We start from the raw sequence: 17,657 nt of genomic DNA, 5'->3' as shown, positions 1-17,657 counted from the left end.
CGTGGATGCTCGCCGGCAGCACCGGAAAACCCGCGAGTCGCGCACGAGGGTGCGCGATCATGGGGGCGTGCCGCACCACACGTTCGACCCGCTGGCGTCGCGTCGCACCGACGACGACCCGCAGCTCGACGTGTTCGTGTGGGGCACCGTCTTCCTCGACATGATCTTCGCCGGGCTGCCGACCGCGCCCAAGCCGGGCACCGAGGTCTGGGCCGAGGGCCTCGCCTCGTGCCCCGGAGGCATCGCCAACCTCGCCGTCGCCACGCGGCGGCTCGGGCTGCGCACGGGCCTGGCGGCGGCCTTCAGCGACGACGACTACGGCGACTTCTGCTGGCGCACGCTGGAGCAGCAGGAGGGCATCGACCTCGCCCGGAGCCGCCGGTTCGCCGACTGGCACAGCCCCGTCACGGTGTCGATGTCGGTCGACCGCGACCGCAGCATGGTCTCGCACGGACACCCGTCGCCCGTGGGGGCGAGCGAGCTCATCGGCACGCCGCCGAGATCACGGGCGATCATGGTCGACCTCGCCGAGGACGAGGCGTTCGGCGCCACGGGGCCGACCTGGGTCGACCAGGCCCGCGAGCGCGGCGCGATCGTCTTCGCCGACGTCGGCTGGGACCCGAACGAGCGGTGGTCGCCGCACGTGCTCGAGCGGCTGGAGCGGTGTGACGTCTTCATGCCGAACGCCGTCGAGGCGATGGCCTACACCGGCACGAGGACCCCGGTCGAGGCCGTCTACGCGCTCGCGGACCGCGTGCCGGTCGCCGTCGTCACCGACGGCGCCGACGGCGCGCTCGGGATCGACGCCCGCACCGGCGAGGAGGCCCGGGTGCCGTCCCTGCGTGTGCACGAGGTCGACCCGACCGGGGCCGGCGACGTGTTCGGCGCAGCCCTGCTCGTCGGGACGCTCGCCGAGTGGCCGCTCGAGCAGCGGATGACATTCGCCAGCCTGTGCGCGGGGCTCGCGATGCAGCAGTACGGCGGCTCGCTCGCGGCCCCGGGGTGGGGCGACCTGGCGGACTGGTGGACCGCGCTCGTCGCCGACACGAGCGGCGACGCGTACCATCGCTCGCTCCGGCGACGTTTCGCCTTCCTCGACGACATCGTGCCGCGGGTCCCGGTCATGGCGTGCCGCCGCGCGACGGCGACGATCGCGCGCCGCGCCGACGTCGAACCCTTCTGAACCGCACTCGAGTCACGGGCTGCGTCTCGTGTCATGGCCTGCTGGTGGCACGGCCGCCCGTGCCACCAACCGCGGTCTGTGCGCGAAAGCCCGGCCACGCACACGTCTGGCCGCGGCGCTCAGGCCCCGACGACCGAGGTCTGGTCCCAGTCGCAGCCGCACGACCCGCGCACGACGAGGCGTGTCGGCAGCACCTGGGGGTGCACGTCGAACGTCCGGCCGGCGATGCGCTCGTGGAGCCGGATGGCGGCCCACCGTCCGAGCTCACGCATCGGCTGCTGCACCGTCGTCAGACCGGGCGCGAGGTAGCGCGAGGTCATGATGTCGTCGAAGCCGACGACGGCGACGTCGTCGGGCACCCGGAGGCCCTCGCGGCCGAGGAGCACCATCGTCGCGAGCGCGAGCTCGTCGTTGGCGCACACGATGCCGTCGATGTCCGCGCCTGAGGCCTCCGCGTGTCTCAGCCCGTCCATGACACGTCGGGCTGACGTCTCCTCGTACTCGACCCGGATCGGCTCGGCCACCTCCGCGCCGCGCTGGTGCGTGAGTGCGTGCAGGAACCCGCGGTAGCGCTCCGAGATGTCGTGCGAGGCGTCCGGATCGCCCACGAAGACAAGGCGTCTGCGACCGTGCTCGAGCAGGTGCCGCGTCAGATCGGCCGAGCTGATGAAGTTCTCGACCTGCACGGAGTCGCACCCCTCGATGGCGTCACGGGCGACGAGCACGGTCGGCGTCGAGCGCACGATCTGGCGCACCATCGAGTCGCTGACCGTGTCGTTGGCGATGACGATGCCGTCGACCCGGCCGAGGATCTTGCGTACCGCTGCCTCGGCGTCCTTCGAGGCGTCGCACACGACGACGACGGTCGACTGGCCGGCCTGCGCGGCCGTCACCTCGAAGCCCGACAGCAGCTCTGAGTAGTAGGGCCCGCGAAGTCCCGGGAGCACCAACCCGTGCGTCTCGTGGGACGGCACGTCGACCGCGCGCCCTGCGCGCAGCGGGACGTACTCGAGGTCCTCCACCGCCCGCAGCACCCGCTGGCGCGTGATCGCGGACGCCGGGGTGGACCCGCTGAGCACGCGCGAGACCGTGGCGATGGACACGCCGGCCCGCTCGGCCACGGTGTAGATCGTGACCGGTCGCGCGTCATCGTGCTCTGTCGACACCGAGGCTCCTTCTCGCCGGCTCAACTGTGCACTCCACCGCGAACGTGCACAAGCCGGGCACACGGGGCGTGGAGGCCGACGGCGACGCCGAACCCATGCCGGGGCATGGGTTCGGCGTGGGGCTTCGTCGGTGGAGCCTCGCCGAGCGAGCGCGCGGCTCAGAACGGGTTGGGGATCGCCTCGATGAGCGTGCGGGTGTACGCGTCCTGCGGCGAGCGGATCACCGCAAGGGTCTGCCCCTGCTCCACGACCCGACCGTTGTTGAGCACGATGACCTCGTCGGCGAGCATCCGCGCACTGAGCAGGTCGTGGGTGATGTAGAGGATGCCGACGTCCTTCGTCTGGACGAGGTCGTTCAGCAGCTCGAGGATCTCGGCGCGGATCGACACGTCGAGGCTCGAGATCGGCTCGTCGGCGACGATGATCTCGGGCTCCACCGCCAGCGCCTTGGCGATGACGACGCGCTGGCGCTGGCCTCCGGAGAGCTCGTAGCCGTACCGGTTGACGAACCGGCCCGCCGGCGTGAGGGCCACGGTCTCGAGCAGCTCCTCGACCCGGCCACGCAGGGCCTCGCCCCTGAGGCCGTGGTAGTTGGCCAGCGGCCGGGCCAGGATGTAGCCGAGCCGCTTCGCCGGGTTGATCGAGCTGTACGGGTCCTGGAAGACCATCTGGACGTCGCTGCGGTAGTCGCGCAGCGAACGTCCGCGGAAGCCGGCCACCTCCTGGTCACCCCTGGGGCCGTGGAACACGATCCGGCCGGACGTCGGGCTGTCGACGCCGGTGATCATCCGAGCCAGCGTCGACTTGCCGCTGCCGCTCTGTCCGACGAGGGCCGTCACCTCGCCCTTGCGCAGGACGAAGCTCGCGTCGGTCACCGCCTCGGTGTGCTGGACGGTGAGGCCACGGCGACGGGTGAACACCTTCGAGACGTGGTCGACGGTGAGCACGACGTCGCCGCGCAGCGCGCGCGTCGACTCCTCGGCGGTCTTGACGAACTGCGGGCCGTCGAAGGTGCGCTTGGGCTCGCCGTGCTCGCCGGCACCGCCCTCCTCGCGCTGGAGCCGGGCGACGTGGCACGCGGCCCGGCCGGCGCCCAGCGGCACGAGCGGCGGGTCGACCTCGGTGCACCGGGCGATCCGCTCGGGGCAGCGCGGGGCGAAGCTGCAGCCGACGATCGGGAGGCTGAGGTCCGGCGGCCGGCCCGGCACGTAGGTGATCCGCACGGTCTCGGCGCGCGGGTCGCCGTACGACCCGAGCAGACCCTTCGAGTACGGGTGGAGCGGATCGCGCAGGAGCGCAGCGGCCGGCTGCTCCTCTACGACGCGGCCGGCATACATGACGAGGATCCGGTCGGAGAGGTCGAGCACCGTGCCGATGTCGTGGCTGATGAACAGCACCGCGAAGCCCTGCTCCGCCTGGAGGCGGCGGACGTTCTCGAGGATCGAGTGCTGCACGACGACGTCGAGGCCGGTCGTCGGCTCGTCGAGGAGGACGAACTTCGGCTCGAGGGCGAGCGCGAGTGCGAGGTTGACGCGCTGGCGCATGCCGCCGGACAGCTCGTGCGGGAAGGCTGAGATGAACCGGTGGTCGATGATGACCATGTCGAACAGCTCGCGGATCCGCTTCGTCACGGCCTCGCCCCGGAGCGTCGAGTGCTGCTCGATGACGTCGCGGAACTGCGCCTGCACCCGCGTCACGGGGTTGAGCGCGTTCATGCTGCTCTGGAAGACGGTCGAGATGTCGCGCCAGCGCAGGTCACGCAGGTCGTCCTCCGGCAGGTGCGTGATGTCGGTGCCGTCGAAGGTGATGCTGCCGCCGCTGATGCGGCCCGGTCGCTGGAGCAGGCGCAGCAGCGCAGTGCCCAGCGTGGTCTTGCCCGAGCCGGACTCGCCGATGAGGCCGACGAACTCGCCGGGCTCGATCGAGAAGCTGACGTCCCGGACGGCGTCGAGCGGCCGGTGTGACCTCGGCTCGTAGCGGACCGACAGGTCCGACACGTCGAGCAGGCTCATGCGTCCTCCCGGAGGTGCGGGTTGCTCAGCAGGTCGACACCGAAGTTGATGAACGACATGCCGGTGATGAGGATCGCGAGGACGAGGCCGGGCACGAAGACCCACAGCCAGAGCCCCTGCGTGATCGCGCCCTGGGCGTTGGCCTGGTAGAGCATCGTGCCCCACGAGACGCTCTGCGTGTCACCGAGACCGAGGACCGCGAGGCCCGCCTCGGCACCGATCGCCCCGGTGGCGGCGCCGACGAAGGCCGCCGCCACGAGCGAGCTCATGTTGGGCATGATCTCCCGGAAGATGATGCGCGTCGTGCCCTCGCCGGAGAACTTCGCCGCCGTCACGAAGTCGCGGTTGCGCAGGGTGATGATCTGCGCACGCTTGGCGCGCGCGCCACCTGCCCATGACGTGATCGCGATGACGAACACGATGAGCCAGACGCCACGCACCTCGGAGTAGGCGACGAGCGTGATGATGAGCGGCAGGGCCGGGATGACGAGCGCGACGTTCGTGACGAACGACAGGACGTCGTCGACGATCGTGCCCTCGGCGTAGCCCGACACCATGCCGATGACGAGGGAGATGATCGTCGCCAGGAGGCCGCCGAAGAGTCCGACCAGCAAGGAGATCCGTGTCCCGTAGATGAGCTGCGACGCGATGTCGCGGCCGTCGGTCGTCGTGCCGAGCCAGTTCTCGCCACTGGCATCGGCAAGCGGTGTGAACGACGAGTCGAGCGGGTCGTGCCGCGCGATGAGGGGGGCGAAGACGGCGACGATGACGTAGACGGCGACGATGACGACGCCGACGCGGGCCTTCCTGCTGCTCCAGACGACCTCCCACCAGCGGTCGGGGCGGCCCGCGTCCGAGACCTGCTCGACAGTGAGGGCCTGTGCCGAGTCGCCTTCTGCCATGACGTCTTTCGCGGGGGTGGTGGTCATGACTGCGCCCTCCTCGCGCGCGGGTCGAGCACTCCGTAGAGCAGGTCGGCGACGAGGTTCGCCACGAGCACGCCGACGGTCGTCAGCAGCATCAGGGTCTGCAGGAGCGGGTAGTCCTTGTTCTCGACCGCCTCACCCATGAGCCGGCCGAGGCCCGGGTAGTCGAAGGCCTGCTCGACGAGGATGGCGCCACCCAGCACGCCGCCGAGGGCCAGGGCGAAGCCGGTGACGCTCGGGAGCAGGGCGTTGCGGGCGGCGTACTTCAGGGCGACGACGCGGTCGGGCAGGCCCTTGGCCTTGGCGAGCCGGATGTAGTCCTCGCCGAGGTTCATGATCATCGTGTTGCGCATGCCGAGGATCCAGCCGATGGGCGTGACGATGAGCAGCGCGAGAGCCGGCAGGAACGAGTGCGACACCGCCTCCTGGACGAAGGCGAAGTTGAGGCCCGGTGTCGACTCCTCGTAGCCGCCCGACGTCGGGAACCAGCCGAGGCTGTAGCCGAAGACGTAGAGCAGCAGCAGGGCGATCCAGAACGGCTGGAGCGTGCCGAGGAACGTGGAGCCCAGGGTCACGACGGAGTCGAAGCGCGAGTTGCGCCGCCACGCGGCATACGCCCCGAGGACGACACCGACCACGAAGGAGAGCACCTGCGTGACGGTGACGAGGATGACCGTCCACCAGAACGCCTGGCCGATGACCTCGGTGACCTTGAAGGGGTAGTAGCTGTACGACAGCCCGAAGTTGCCGCGCCCGAGCTCGCCGAGGTACGTCCCGTACTGCTGGATCATCGAGCCGTCGGGGGCGCCGAGCATGGCGCGCATGGCGCGCACCTGTGCCGGGTCGAGCTGTGCGTCCTTGCCGGCCAGCTTCTTGACCATGATCTCCGCAGGGTCACCCGGCTGGAGACGGGGGATGAGGAAGTTCAGCGTCACCACGGCCCAGAGCGTTGCGACGAAGAAGCCGAACTTCCGAGCGACGTACTTCACTTCGGCGCGGTCAGGCGTGTGATGACGAGGAGCCGGTCGTCAGAGGGGTTGGCGTACGGGTCCTGCTCGCTGGGCCAGCCGACCGCCTTGTCCGTGCGGTAGAGGATGCGGGCCGGGGCGTAGATGAGCGGGGTCACGGGGTACGACGTCATCATCGTGTCGACCAGTTCACCGAGGTACTTCTTCTGGTCGGTCTCCTCGGTCGACTGCGACAGGTTCGTCACGGCCTGGTCGACGCTGGGGTCGCTGAACCGGCCGACGTTGGGCAGGATCTCGGTCGCCGTGGGGAACTGCTTGCTCGACAGCTTGGCGCCGATGTTCTTGGCGAGCTCGCAGCCACCGTGGAGGTACTCGAGCATGAGCTGGAAGTCGCCCGTCTTCTTCTGGCCGTCGACCGAGTCCGGGGCCGAGGCGGTGACCTTGGTCGCGACCCCCGCGTCGTTCAGGCCCTTGGCGACGACGTCCGCGACGGCCTGGTAGTCGATCCACCCGGCCTGCACCGAGAAGTTCACGGCGAGCGGCGAGCCGTCGGGCATCGTGCGCTTGCCGTCGGCGCCCTTCTTGTAGCCGGCCGCGTCGAGCAGCTGGTTCGCCTTGGCGACGTCGTAGGGGATGACGGTGTCCTGACCGGCGTACTTCTCCGGCAGCAGCTTCTCCATGGAGGGCAGCTTGAGACCGGTCTGGCTGGCCGGCTTCATGATCCCGTAGGTCGCCTTGACCGACATCCCCTCCTTGTCCATCGCGTAGCTGATCGCCTCGCGGAACTTCGGGTCGTTGAACGGCGGCTTCTGGTCCTGGCCCGTGAGGACCGTCATGCCGTTGGGGGCGTAGTAGAGGTGGTTGGTCTTCGGGTCCGCGTCGACGAACGTCTTCTTCGGGTTGGGCACCTCGCCCCAGTACGCGTCGAGCTGGCCGGAGCGCAGCTTGAGGGCCGCCTGCGAGGCGTCGTAGTTGCCCTCGAGGACGAGCTTGCCCACCTTGATCTTGTCGGCCTGCCAGTAGTCCGGGCGCCGCTCGAGGACGAGGCGTCGGCCGTTGTAGCTGCCGATCGTGAACGGACCGGTGAAGACCGGCGTCTTGTCGACGTACTTCGACGGGTCCCCGACCTTCGAGTAGTAGTGCTCGGGCAGGATCTTCGTCGAGATGATGCCGTCGTACTTCGGGGCCGCGTTGCCGCTGAACTCGAAGACGACCTGGTTGCCCTGGGCGGTGACGGACTTCGCCGGCGCACCGAACGTGTCGTTCCAGACACCGGCCTTGTCGATCGCCGGGTACTGCTTGCCGAGGTTGAAGGTGAAAGCGACGTCCTTGGCGGTGAAGGGCTTGCCGTCGCTCCACTTCACGCCCTCACGGATGTCGAGCGTCAGCTTCGTGGCTCCCTCCCACGTGGCCTTCGTGGCGAGCCACGGCGTCTCCTCGCACGTGAGGTTGTTGCGCACGATGAGCGGCTCGTAGAGCCAGTTGGACGTGAGCGGCTTGGGGGAGTTCGGGTTGTAGTTGACGAGTCCGCCGACGGTCGCGTCGGCATCCGACGGGAACGTCAGCTGGGCGATCATCCCGCCGGTACCCGCACTCCCGTCGCTCTCCTTCTGCTTGGCGCTGCCGGCGCAGCCGGTCAGGGCGAGGACGGCGGTCAGGCCGGTCACGATCAGCGTGGGCTTCGTACGAGTCGGCGTCATTGCGGACCTCCGTCGGGGGCGGGATTTCCGCCAGAGTAGGCGCGGGCGAATGACCGGTGTCAACGCTCTTGAGGCATGTAAGTACTTTCATAGGGTTCGTCGTGCGTGCCCTGACTTTCATTTGTTTTCAAGGGGATTCACTCTGGAGTGCAAACGGGGCCGCTGGTAGGAATGAATGGTGCTCGACGACAACGCCGTCCTGACCGCGCCCACGGTCTCCATCCTGGAGAGCCGCTCGGGCCTCGTCGCCGAGGTCCTCGACAACGGTGCGCTGCGGCGCCTCGAGGCCTTCGGCACGAGCCTGCTGCTCCACCCTGCGACGGTCGCGGAGGCGGGTCTGACGAACATCCACCTCCGCGTGCACCGGCCGGACGGCACCCGCCGGATGGCACTCCTCGGGCCGGGGAGCGGGTCGGTCGTGACTCGCGTCGGGCAGGCCGTCGTCCTGACCGGCAGCCACGAGGCGCTCGCCTACCGACTCTCGCTGCGGCTCGGCGACGGCTCGGCCGACGCGCCGACCTGGCACTGGGACGTCGAGCTGACGAACTCGTCCGACGAGCCGGTCACTGCCGACGTCGTGCTGACCCACGACCCCGCGCTCGCGCCCCTCGCGAACGTTCGCATCAACGAGTACTACGTGAGCCAGTACCTCGACATCACGCCGGTTGCGACGTCAGGGCACGGCACCGCGGTCGCCGTGCGCCAGAACATGCCGGGCGAACGCGCGCCGTGGCTCATGGTCGGCACCGTCGGCACCGGCGCCGGCTGGTCGACCGACGCCCTCCAGGTGGTCGAGCGCACCGAGCGCGGCGTCGTGTGGAGCGGCCTCGACGCGGCCGAGCTGCCCTCGCGTCGGCTCCAGCACGAGCACTCGCTCATCGCCCTCCAGGACGCGCCCGTCGAGATCGCACCCGGCAGCACCCACCGCACCGGCTTCTGGGGCATCGCCCTCGAGGACCATCCCGCGGCGACCTCCGACGACGACGCGCGCTGGGCCGACGTCGCGGTCGCGGCGATCCCGGCAGAGGACCCGGAGCCGGGCGACCGCGCAACGGGCCGGCCGACACCGGCCACGCTGTGGTCCTCCAGCCCGGCGTTCCCGTCCCGAGCGCTCACCCAGGAGGAGCTCGGCGCCGCAGACCTGCTCGCCGGTCGCACACGCACCGAGACCTCCGACGCCGGGACCGAGCTGGCCTGGGCCGTCCACGGCGGAGAGCTCGTCACGCCCGCGAAAGAGCTGGCCGTCCTGCGTCCTCACGGGCACCTCCTGCGCACCGGCGACACCTTCACCCCGGACTCGCGCTCGCTCGCCTCGACGGTCTGGATGGCCGGCACCTTCCACTCACAGGTCACGCGCGGCCACGTCGGTCGCAACCCGCTCGCCACCGGGCGCCGCACCTACCTCGGTCTCCAGCGCGCCCACGGCGTGCGCCTGTTCGTCGAGACGCCCGACGGCACGTGGTGCCTCCTCGAGACGCCGAGCGCATGGTTCACCGGCCTGGACCACTGCACGTGGTGGTATGCCGCCGAGTCGGGCCCGCTGCTCACCGTGACCTCGAGCGCCCCCGCCGCCGAGCACCTCCTGCGCCTCTCCGTGCGCCAGCGCGGCGCACCCTCGCGACGGGTGCTTCTCGCGATGCAGGTCGCCGACGACCTGACACCGGCCCCCTCGGTGACGACCGCCGGCGACCATGTCGACGTCACGACCGCGCACGACCCGCGCCCGTGGCGGATGTCGTGGACCGGGCCCGGCAGCGCCGACGTCGGCGACGCGCGTCTGCAGGGGGACGGCGTCGCACGTGGGCCGGGCTGGCTCACCGTGCTCTTCGAGCCGGCCGAGCAGCTCGACCTCGTGGTGGCCTCGGCTCCCGGCGCCGGAGAGGCGGCCGAAGGCGAGGTGACCCCCACGGACAAGCATCTCGGAGCGGCTTTCTGGGACAAGGCCGCCCATGCCGTCTCACTCGAGAGTGCGCAGCTCGGACACGACCTCGGGGCGCAGGCGGACCACCTCTCCGCCGCCCTGCCGTGGTTCACCCACAACGCCTTCGTCCACTACCTGTCGCCGCGCGGCCTCGAGCAGTTCTCGGGCGGCGCCTGGGGCACCCGTGACGTCTGCCAGGGACCGGTCGGCCTGCTCACCGCCCTCGGGCGCCAGGACTCGGTGCGCGACGTCCTGCTCCGCGTCTTCCGCGCGCAGAACGCCCGCGGTGACTGGGGGCAGGCCTTCGAGTTCCTGCCACCGCTGCGCGAGTCGGGGCAGCAGGACTCGCACGGCGACGTCGTCTTCTGGCCCGTCCTGGCAGCCGGCGACTACCTCCGCACGACGGGGGACGCGGGCCTGCTCGACGAGACCGTCGCCTTCGTCGGCGATGATGCGCTCGGCGAGCCCGCCACGGTCGCCGAGCACCTGCGCCGCGCCGTCGACCGGATCACGGAGTGCACGGTCCCCGGGAGCCCGCTGCCGGCGTACGGCCACGGCGACTGGAACGACTCGCTCCAGCCCGCGGACCCGCACCTCGCCGCGCATCTCGTGTCGACGTGGACCGCCGTGCTCCAGACGCAGTCGCTGCGCACCCTCGCGGAGGGCCTCCGCGCGGTCGGTGCCTCCGGTGACACGGGGGGCCTCGCCGACGACGCCGACGACCTCGCCGAGCGCACGCACGACGCGCTGCTCGACCAGCTCGCATCCGACCCGGTGCTGCCCGGCTACCTGCTCCACCACGACGACGGACGGGTCGAGCCGCTCGTGCACCCGACCGACGAGCGCACCGGCCTGCGCTACGGCGTGCTGCCGTGGATCCATGCCATCGGCGCAGACCTGTTGACTCCGGAGCAGGCGCGCCACCACCTCGACCTCATCGAGGAGCACCTGCTCGGCCCCGACGGCGTGCGCCTCTTCGACCGTCCCGTCCGCTACGTCGGCGGACCGATGACGGTCTTCCAGCGCGCCGAGGCAAGCACGTTCTGGGGCCGCGAGATCGGGCTGATGTACATGCACGCCCACCTGCGCTACGCCGAGGCGCTGGCCCGGGTCGGTGACGGCGAGGGCCTGCTCCGCGCGCTCGCGAAGTCGAGCCCCGTCGGCCTCGGGTCCGTGGTGCCGCAGGCCCGGCCGCGGCAGACGACGTGCTACTACTCCTCGTCCGACGGCGTCTTCGCCGACCGCTACGACGCCCAGGAGAGGTATGCCGCGCTCATGGCAGGCGAGGTGCCGCTCGAGGGCGGGTGGCGCGTCTACTCGTCCGGGCCGGGGCTCGTGCTGCGGCTCGTGACCGAGGTGATGCTCGGCATCCGCCAGCGGGGCGACGACGTCGAGATCGACCCCGTCCTGCCGCCGGGCGAGGGCTCGTCCGCGTCGGAGCTGACCGCGCGTCTGCCCCTCGGCGGTCACGACCTCACGGTCCGCTACGTCGTCGGCCACGCGGGTCACGGCGTGCGCCGTGTCACGGTGGGCGGCCGGGAGCTCGACCTGCGACCGATACGCAACCCCTACCGGCGCGCGGGGGCGGTCGTGCGCGCCGCCGACCTCGTCGCAGGCCCCGTCACCGGCCGGAGCACCGCCGACCCCACCGACACCGAGATCTACGTGGAGACCCACTGACATGACTGACACCACCGCCACGACCACCAGGCCGTGGCTCGATGCCGCGCTGCCCGTCGAGGAGCGCATCGACCTGCTCATGGCCGAGATGACGCTGGCCGAGAAGGTCGGCCAGACCCATCAGGTCGCCAACATCGATCCCGATGCCGACGCCGAGACCATCCGCGCCGGGCGCATCAGCTCGAGCCTCTACGCGTCCGGGGCGACGGGCGGCAACGAGCGCGACGAGGGTGTCCTCGTCGGCAGCATCGACGCCGCCCAGCGCCACGCCGTGGAGGGCAGCCGCCTCGGCATCCCGCTGCTCTTCGGCCGCGACGTCATCCACGGCCACCGCACCGTGGCCCCGATCCCGCTGGGGCTCGCGGCGTCCTTCGACCCCGACATCGCGGAGAGGGTCGGTGAGGTCGCGGCCCGCGAGGCCGCCGTCGAGGGCGTCGCGTGGACCTTCGCGCCGATGGTCGACATCTCCGAGGAGCCGCGCTGGGGCCGCGTCGCCGAGTCCCTCGGCGAGACGCCGGTCCTCTCGGGACGTCTCGCAGCCTCGCTCGTACGTGGCTTCCAGGGCAGCGACCCGAGCGGCCTCGACCGGATCGCCGCGTGTGCCAAGCATTTCGCCGGCTACGGCCTGGCCGCCGGTGGCCGTGACTACGACACGGTGAGCGTCGGCGAGAACACGCTGCGCAACCTCCACCTGCGCCCGTTCAAGGCCGCCGTCGACGCCGGCGTCATGACCGTCATGGCCGCCTTCAACGACGTCGACGGCACGCCCATGCACGCCCACGAGCACCTGGTCCGCGGCGTCCTCAAGAACGAGTGGGGCTTCGACGGCGTTGTCGTCGCGGACTGGAACGGCATCGGGCAGATCGTGTTCCAGGGCGTCGCCGCCGACAACCGTGAGGCGGCCGCCCTCGCCATCCGTGCCGGCGTCGACCTCGACATGGTCAGCGGCGCCTACCTCGCGCACCTCGAGGAGCTCGTCGAGTCGGGCGAGGTCGAGCTCGCCCTCGTCGACGACGCCGTGCGTCGCGTGCTGCGGCTCAAGTTCCGGCTCGGTCTCTTCGAACGCCCGTATGCCGCCCGGCCGGGTGCGACCAACGCCCCGACTCCCGAGTCCCGCGAGGTCGCGCTCCGAGCCGCCCAGGCCGCCCATGTGCTCGTCAAGAACGACGGCGTGCTGCCGCTCGACCGCGACTCCGGCACGGTGCTGCTGAGCGGCCCCTTCGTCGACGACGGCGAAGCCCTCCTCGGCACGTGGACCCTCGACGGCCGTGGCGAGGACGTCGTGAGCCCGGGCTCGGCGCTGAAGGCGCGACTCGGCGACCGCGTCGAGGTGAGCGACGGCCGCTTCTCGGACCGCACGCTCCAGCAGTCCCGGCGGGCCGAACGCACCGTGATGCTGCTCGGCGAGCACCCGTCGCGGTCCGGCGAGGCGAACTCCGTCACCGACATCGGCCTTCCGCACGGCCAGCTCGACGTGCTGAGGGCGGTCGCCCGGCTCGGCAAGCCCGTCGTCGCCGTGGTCTACACCGGCCGCCCGCTCGACCTCGGCGAGGTGCTCGACCTGGCCGCTGCCGTCGTCGTCGTGTGGCACCCCGGGGTGGAGGCCGGCACCGCCCTCGCCTCGATCCTCCTCGGCGACGTCGAGCCCCACGGCCGACTGCCGATGACGTTCCCCCTCTCGAGCGGCCACATCCCCACGAGCACGCACCAGCGGCCCACCGGCCGGCTCATCCGTGCCGACGTCGATCACGAGGAGGGCCGCTACCTCGACGCGCTCACCTACCCGCGGCTCCCCTTCGGGCTCGGCCTGTCATACACGACGGTCGACTACGCCGCGCCCACCGTGTCGACCTCCACCATCCCCACCGACGGCTCCCTCACCCTCACGGTCACCGTGGCGAACACCGGCGAGCGCCCCTGCCGCGAGGTCGTCCAGCTCTACGTCCGTGACCCCGTCGCCCAGGTCACCCGGCCCCTCGTCGAGCTCACCGACTGGGCGCTCGTCGACCTCGCCCCGGGACAGTCGCGGGAGGTCACCTTCGAGGTCCACGCCGAGCAGTTCGCGTACACAGGCCGTGACCTCACCGCCCGCATCGACGAGGGAGAGGTGGTCCTGCTCACCGGGCCCGACTCCGCCCGGCTCCAGCCCGTCACCATCACGGTGAGGAACGACTCATGATCGAGACCACGCGGCGCCAGATCCGCATCGACGGAGAGCCCTGCATCGTCATGTCGGGAGAGGTGCACTACTTCCGCGTCGCGCGCGAGGAGTGGGGCCAGCGCCTCGACCTGCTCGTCGGGGCCGGCTGCGACACCGTCGCCTCGTACCTCCCGTGGATCTTCCACGAACTGCCCGACGGCAGCATCGACGTGACGGGAGAGACCCGTCCCGAGCGCGACGTCGGCGCGTTCATCGACCTCGCGGCCGAGAAGGGCCTGCGCTTCATCGCGCGTCCCGGGCCGTTCGTCATGGCCGAGCTGAAGAACGAGGGCATCCCGTTCCGCGTCTGCCGCGACCACCCGGAGATCGTCCCGGTCGGCTGGGACGGGGCACCGGCTCCCTCCCGCACCGTCGACTACCTCGCCCCCGCCTTCCTCGCCGAGAGCGGCCGCTGGTTCGACGCGATCATGCCCGTGCTCGCGCCGCGGCTGCAGCCGGCCGGCGGCCCGGTCATCGGTGTCCAGCTCGACAACGAGGTCGGCATGCTCGCCTGGGTGACGAACTCGCCCGACCTCACCGACGGGCTCGTCGAGTCGTTCGGCGAGTTCGTCCGCGAGCGTCACGCCGACGCGCCCCCGTATGCCGTCCTGCCCGGTGAGGCCGGCTGGGCGGACCTCGTGCGCTCCCCCTCGGAGGAAGCTGCCGGGCCGCTGCGGCTCGACCTCGGCCTCTTCATGCGCCGCCGGTTCGGCGACTACGTCGCCACCCTGCGCCGGATGTGCGAGGAGCGCGACGTCGCGGGGGTACCGTTCTTCGTCAACCTCCACGGCACCGAGGGCGGCAACGGCGCGCCGTTCCCCATCGGCATCAGCCAGCTCGTCGACACGTACAGCGGCATCCCGGGGATGGTCTCGGGCTCGGACCACTACCTCGGCGAGGCCACGCTCAACACGATGACCGACCTCTACGTCATCAACGCCTTCATGGCGGCCGTGCACGACGACGACCAGCCCTTGACCTCGCTGGAGTTCGAGGCGGGGTCGGGCGACTACGGCGCCGGAGCCGAGATGCAGTACGACCCGTCGACCGCCGACCTCAAGACGCGGCTCTGCCTCGCGCAGGGCAACCGGCTCATCAACTACTACCTCTTCGCCGGCGGCATCAACCCGCCGCTGGACGAGGTCGTCGGCGACGGCAACGACCGCATCTCGTTCACCGGCGAGCGCCACGGCACAGCGGCGCCGGTCGGTCCTGAGGGGCAGCGCGGCTACACCTACGAGGCGACGAAGCGCAGCATCCACGCGATCAAGGCCAACGAGCAGTGGCTCTCCCGGATGGAGGAGGACCACGACGACGTGTCGCTGGGACTCGTGCTCGACGCCTACATGACGGAGTACCACCATCCCGGGTCCGCCCTCATGACGGAGGTCGTCGACGACCTGACGTCGCAGCGCGGGGCGGGTGAGCGCAAGGCCCTCGCACGATCGCTGCTGCTCGGCGGGTTCCGTTACGGCGCGGTGCATCTCGAGCGTCGCGACCCCGAGCCCGGCAGCACGGTGCTCGTCGGCGTCGGCCGCTACGTGTCGCGCACCGTGCAGGAGCGCCTCGTCGGCCACGTCGTGTCGGGAGGCAACGTCGTGCTGCTCGGCCGCCTCCCCGAACGCGACCTCGACGGCACGCCGTGCACCGTCCTCGCCGACGCACTCGGCATCAAGCCGGGGGAGGTCGTGCGCGACCACGGGCACTACTTCCCGTCGCTGGTCGCCCACGGCTGGGCCGAGCCGTGGCCGGAGATGCGGGCCGGCTGGCTCCAGCCGCTCGTGCACGAGCGCGGCGACGTCGTGCTCACCGACGTCTACGGCGCCGTGTGCGGCGTCGACGTGCCGCTCGGCGAGGGCCGGGCCATCGTGCTGGCCGCCCAGGTGCCGTCGGACCCGCTGCTCTTCGACCGGGCCCTGTCGAGCCTCGGCGTCGGCCCGGGGCTTCGCCTCGAGACGCAGTGGCCGGGCGTCTTCGCGACGACGACGAGCACGGCCGACGGCCAGCAGGCCCTGCACGTCATCAACACGTCCGGCGCTGCGGCCACGGTGACCGTCGCCCTCGACGGCACCGCGATCGCCGCGGGGACCACGCTGGAGGTCCCGGGCCGCACCGGGCACGTCCTGGCCCTCGGGCTCGACGTCGCCGGTCGCCGCGTCGACTGGGCCTCGGCGGAGGTCGCCGCCGTCGACGTGGACGGCACGGTCCGCTTCCGCCCTGGCCTCGACGAGGACGGCGGGACCACGGTGGTCGTCGACGGCACGGTGGTCCGGCTCGCTCAGGGCGAGCACACCCTCCACCCGCCCGACGGCACACCGGCTCCTTGACTCGAGGCAGCGTGCCGGGGTAGGCATCCGGTGAGTCCGCTGGGAAGTCGCTGTGAAGGCTCCCGGATCCCGGGACCCCGGCGGATCCGTACCTATCGTCATGGGGACAGATGTCCCCTTCGTGACGGGTGAGCGAGTCCAAACGATGACGGTCCAGGTCCGCCCCTCCGCCACGGGGTCGCCCGGTCACGGTCACGCCACCCAGCCGCCGAGATGGGTCATCGTGGCGGTGGTCCTCGCGGCGGCGCTGGTCCTGACGGATGCGGTCTCGCAGGCGGTAGCGCCCTACATCCGACGGGACGACTGGCCCTACCTGCTGCCGCCGGACACGCCCACGGCCGCGGGAGTCGTCGCCAAGAACCTCCTCGAGGGCCGCTGGCTCAACTCGGCCTGGTGGTACGTCATCGGGCAGCACAGCACCCCCGTCGCGGCTGCCGTGACGTACGCGGCGGCATACGCGCTCTTCGTCGCAGGCCTGTGGCGCCTCGTCCGGCTGCGGCTCCCGCAGCTGCACTGGGCGGTCGACGCGCTGCTCGGCCTGACGCTCTTCGTGTCCGTCGTGTGGGTGCGGCTGCTCTACTGGCCGGGCACGCTCACGCCCTCGGTTGTCGTCGCCGCGGCGGGTGTCTGGACCCTGCCGGCGGCAGCACGCAGCCGGCGCCGCCTCGGGGGGTGGCTGCTCGTCGTCACCGTCCTCGCGGTGCTCACCTACCCTCCCGTCGGGATCCTGCTCTTCGTCTGTGCCGTGCTGCAGGTGGGGCTGCGGCCGTGGCGCGACCTGGTGCTGCTCGCGGTCGGCTTCATCGCCGCCTACGCGGTCGGCGTCGCCGTCATCTACGTGCTCAACAAGATCGCGTTCGACCACTTCGGGCTGCGCATCGCCGCCTGGCGGCACCCGAACCCCCTGGTCAGCCTCTACGACGCGAAGGTCAACACCCTGCGCGTCCTGCGCGCCCTGTACCGACTAGGGGGAGTCGTCTGGGCTGCCGGCCTCGTGGGTGTCGCCGCGTCCGTGGTCGCGTACCTCGACGCGCGCCTCTGGCCGGCCCTGGTGCGGCTGTGGTTCGCCATCGCGGTCGTGGTCGGGCTGGGCTCGGCGCAGACCCTGGTGACCGGCATCGACACCGACCCCCGCGGTGAGCTCTGGGCCTGGCTCGCGATCGTCCTCCCGGCCGCGCTGCTGCTGGCCGGGTCGCGGTGGTCGCCCCGCATCGGAGTCGCCTGCCTGGCCGTCCTCGCCGTGGTCGGTGTCCTCACGTGGCGCTCGGACGTCGGTGACCACCAGGCGACGCGCCGCGAGTACTCCGCCCTCGTCGAGCGGGCCACGCGGCCGCGACCCGACGGGTCACGGCCGCAGGTCGTGCTCTACCAGCCGGCGAAGCAGCGGAACACGGCGAGGGGCCAGATCACCGCCGGCACCGTGCGGATGATGGTGCGCACGGCCCAGGACGGCGTGGTGCCGCGGTGGTGCACCGCGGCCGAGTGCCGCCGGATCGCGGCGGCCCGGCAGTCGGTCGTCGACCTCGGCACCGTCGTCGGCGTCGTCGTGCCGCCCCCGCCGGCCCGGCTGTGAC

The 17,657-nt window shown here is 71.4% G+C and carries 10 protein-coding genes; 5 read left to right on the top strand and 5 right to left on the bottom strand.

Going from position 1 to position 17,657, the window contains the following annotated elements:
- Positions 1 to 67: 67 nt before the first annotated feature.
- Positions 68 to 1,183 (top strand): carbohydrate kinase family protein, encoded by a 1,116-nt coding sequence (locus ACFQU3_RS12965; protein WP_385910363.1) that lies wholly within the window; start codon positions 68 to 70, stop codon positions 1,181 to 1,183.
- 119 nt (positions 1,184 to 1,302) lie between these two features.
- On the opposite strand, the gene ACFQU3_RS12960 is transcribed toward ACFQU3_RS12965, so the two are convergent.
- The 5 genes from ACFQU3_RS12960 to ACFQU3_RS12940 all read right to left on the bottom strand — a co-directional run bounded on the left by ACFQU3_RS12960 (position 1,303) and on the right by ACFQU3_RS12940 (position 7,955).
- Complete coding sequence (locus ACFQU3_RS12960) at positions 1,303 to 2,349, bottom strand: LacI family DNA-binding transcriptional regulator (RefSeq protein WP_385910361.1); 1,047 nt, start codon at positions 2,347 to 2,349, stop codon at positions 1,303 to 1,305.
- A 158-nt stretch (positions 2,350 to 2,507) separates the two neighbouring features.
- The gene (locus tag ACFQU3_RS12955; RefSeq protein ID WP_385910359.1) at positions 2,508 to 4,361 is read right to left on the bottom strand and encodes a dipeptide ABC transporter ATP-binding protein; all 1,854 of its coding nucleotides are present in this window, start codon (positions 4,359 to 4,361) and stop codon (positions 2,508 to 2,510) included.
- On the bottom strand, positions 4,358 to 5,290 hold the full coding sequence (locus tag ACFQU3_RS12950; RefSeq protein ID WP_385910357.1) for an ABC transporter permease: 933 nt from the start codon (positions 5,288 to 5,290) through the stop codon (positions 4,358 to 4,360). The genes ACFQU3_RS12955 and ACFQU3_RS12950 overlap by 4 nt, the downstream gene beginning before the upstream one ends.
- Entirely contained in the window at positions 5,287 to 6,276 is a 990-nt protein-coding gene (locus tag ACFQU3_RS12945; protein WP_385910354.1) for an ABC transporter permease, read from the bottom strand. The genes ACFQU3_RS12950 and ACFQU3_RS12945 overlap by 4 nt, the downstream gene beginning before the upstream one ends.
- A complete protein-coding gene (locus ACFQU3_RS12940) occupies positions 6,273 to 7,955 on the bottom strand; it encodes an ABC transporter substrate-binding protein (RefSeq protein WP_385910352.1) in 1,683 nt (560 codons plus the stop codon). The genes ACFQU3_RS12945 and ACFQU3_RS12940 overlap by 4 nt, the downstream gene beginning before the upstream one ends.
- 178 nt (positions 7,956 to 8,133) lie before the next feature.
- On the opposite strand from ACFQU3_RS12940, the gene ACFQU3_RS12935 reads away from it, so the two are divergent.
- The 4 genes from ACFQU3_RS12935 to ACFQU3_RS12920 all read left to right on the top strand — a co-directional run bounded on the left by ACFQU3_RS12935 (position 8,134) and on the right by ACFQU3_RS12920 (position 17,656).
- Entirely contained in the window at positions 8,134 to 11,556 is a 3,423-nt protein-coding gene (locus ACFQU3_RS12935) for a GH36-type glycosyl hydrolase domain-containing protein (RefSeq protein ID WP_385910350.1), read from the top strand.
- Between the two features lies 1 nt (position 11,557).
- On the top strand, positions 11,558 to 13,735 hold the full coding sequence (locus ACFQU3_RS12930; protein WP_385910348.1) for a glycoside hydrolase family 3 N-terminal domain-containing protein: 2,178 nt from the start codon (positions 11,558 to 11,560) through the stop codon (positions 13,733 to 13,735).
- Positions 13,732 to 16,083, top strand: a complete 2,352-nt coding sequence (locus tag ACFQU3_RS12925) for a beta-galactosidase (protein WP_385910346.1) — start codon at positions 13,732 to 13,734, stop codon at positions 16,081 to 16,083. Before ACFQU3_RS12930 ends, ACFQU3_RS12925 begins: the two co-directional genes overlap by 4 nt.
- A 145-nt stretch (positions 16,084 to 16,228) precedes the next feature.
- Positions 16,229 to 17,656: a hypothetical protein gene (locus ACFQU3_RS12920; protein WP_385910344.1), complete on the top strand. Its 1,428-nt coding sequence runs from the start codon at positions 16,229 to 16,231 to the stop codon at positions 17,654 to 17,656.
- Position 17,657 lies beyond the last annotated feature (1 nt).

Origin of the sequence: Terrabacter sp. GCM10028922 (assembly GCF_042666095.1) — a bacterium.
In the GTDB taxonomy this organism is placed as follows: domain Bacteria; phylum Actinomycetota; class Actinomycetes; order Actinomycetales; family Dermatophilaceae; genus Terrabacter.
Note: the sequence above shows the minus strand (reverse complement) of the source record. Positions and strands in the feature narration are given on the sequence as shown.

Excerpts from the sequence above, each read along its gene's own strand:
- ACFQU3_RS12955 (WP_385910359.1), bottom strand. The coding sequence starts at position 4,361 with ATGAGCCTGCTCGACGTGTCGGACCTGTCGGTCCGCTACGAGCCGAGG.
- ACFQU3_RS12950 (WP_385910357.1), bottom strand. The coding sequence starts at position 5,290 with ATGACCACCACCCCCGCGAAAGACGTCATGGCAGAAGGCGACTCGGCA.
- ACFQU3_RS12940 (WP_385910352.1), bottom strand. The coding sequence starts at position 7,955 with ATGACGCCGACTCGTACGAAGCCCACGCTGATCGTGACCGGCCTGACC.
- ACFQU3_RS12930 (WP_385910348.1), top strand. The coding sequence starts at position 11,558 with ATGACTGACACCACCGCCACGACCACCAGGCCGTGGCTCGATGCCGCG.
- ACFQU3_RS12925 (WP_385910346.1), top strand. The coding sequence starts at position 13,732 with ATGATCGAGACCACGCGGCGCCAGATCCGCATCGACGGAGAGCCCTGC.
- ACFQU3_RS12920 (WP_385910344.1), top strand. The coding sequence starts at position 16,229 with ATGACGGTCCAGGTCCGCCCCTCCGCCACGGGGTCGCCCGGTCACGGT.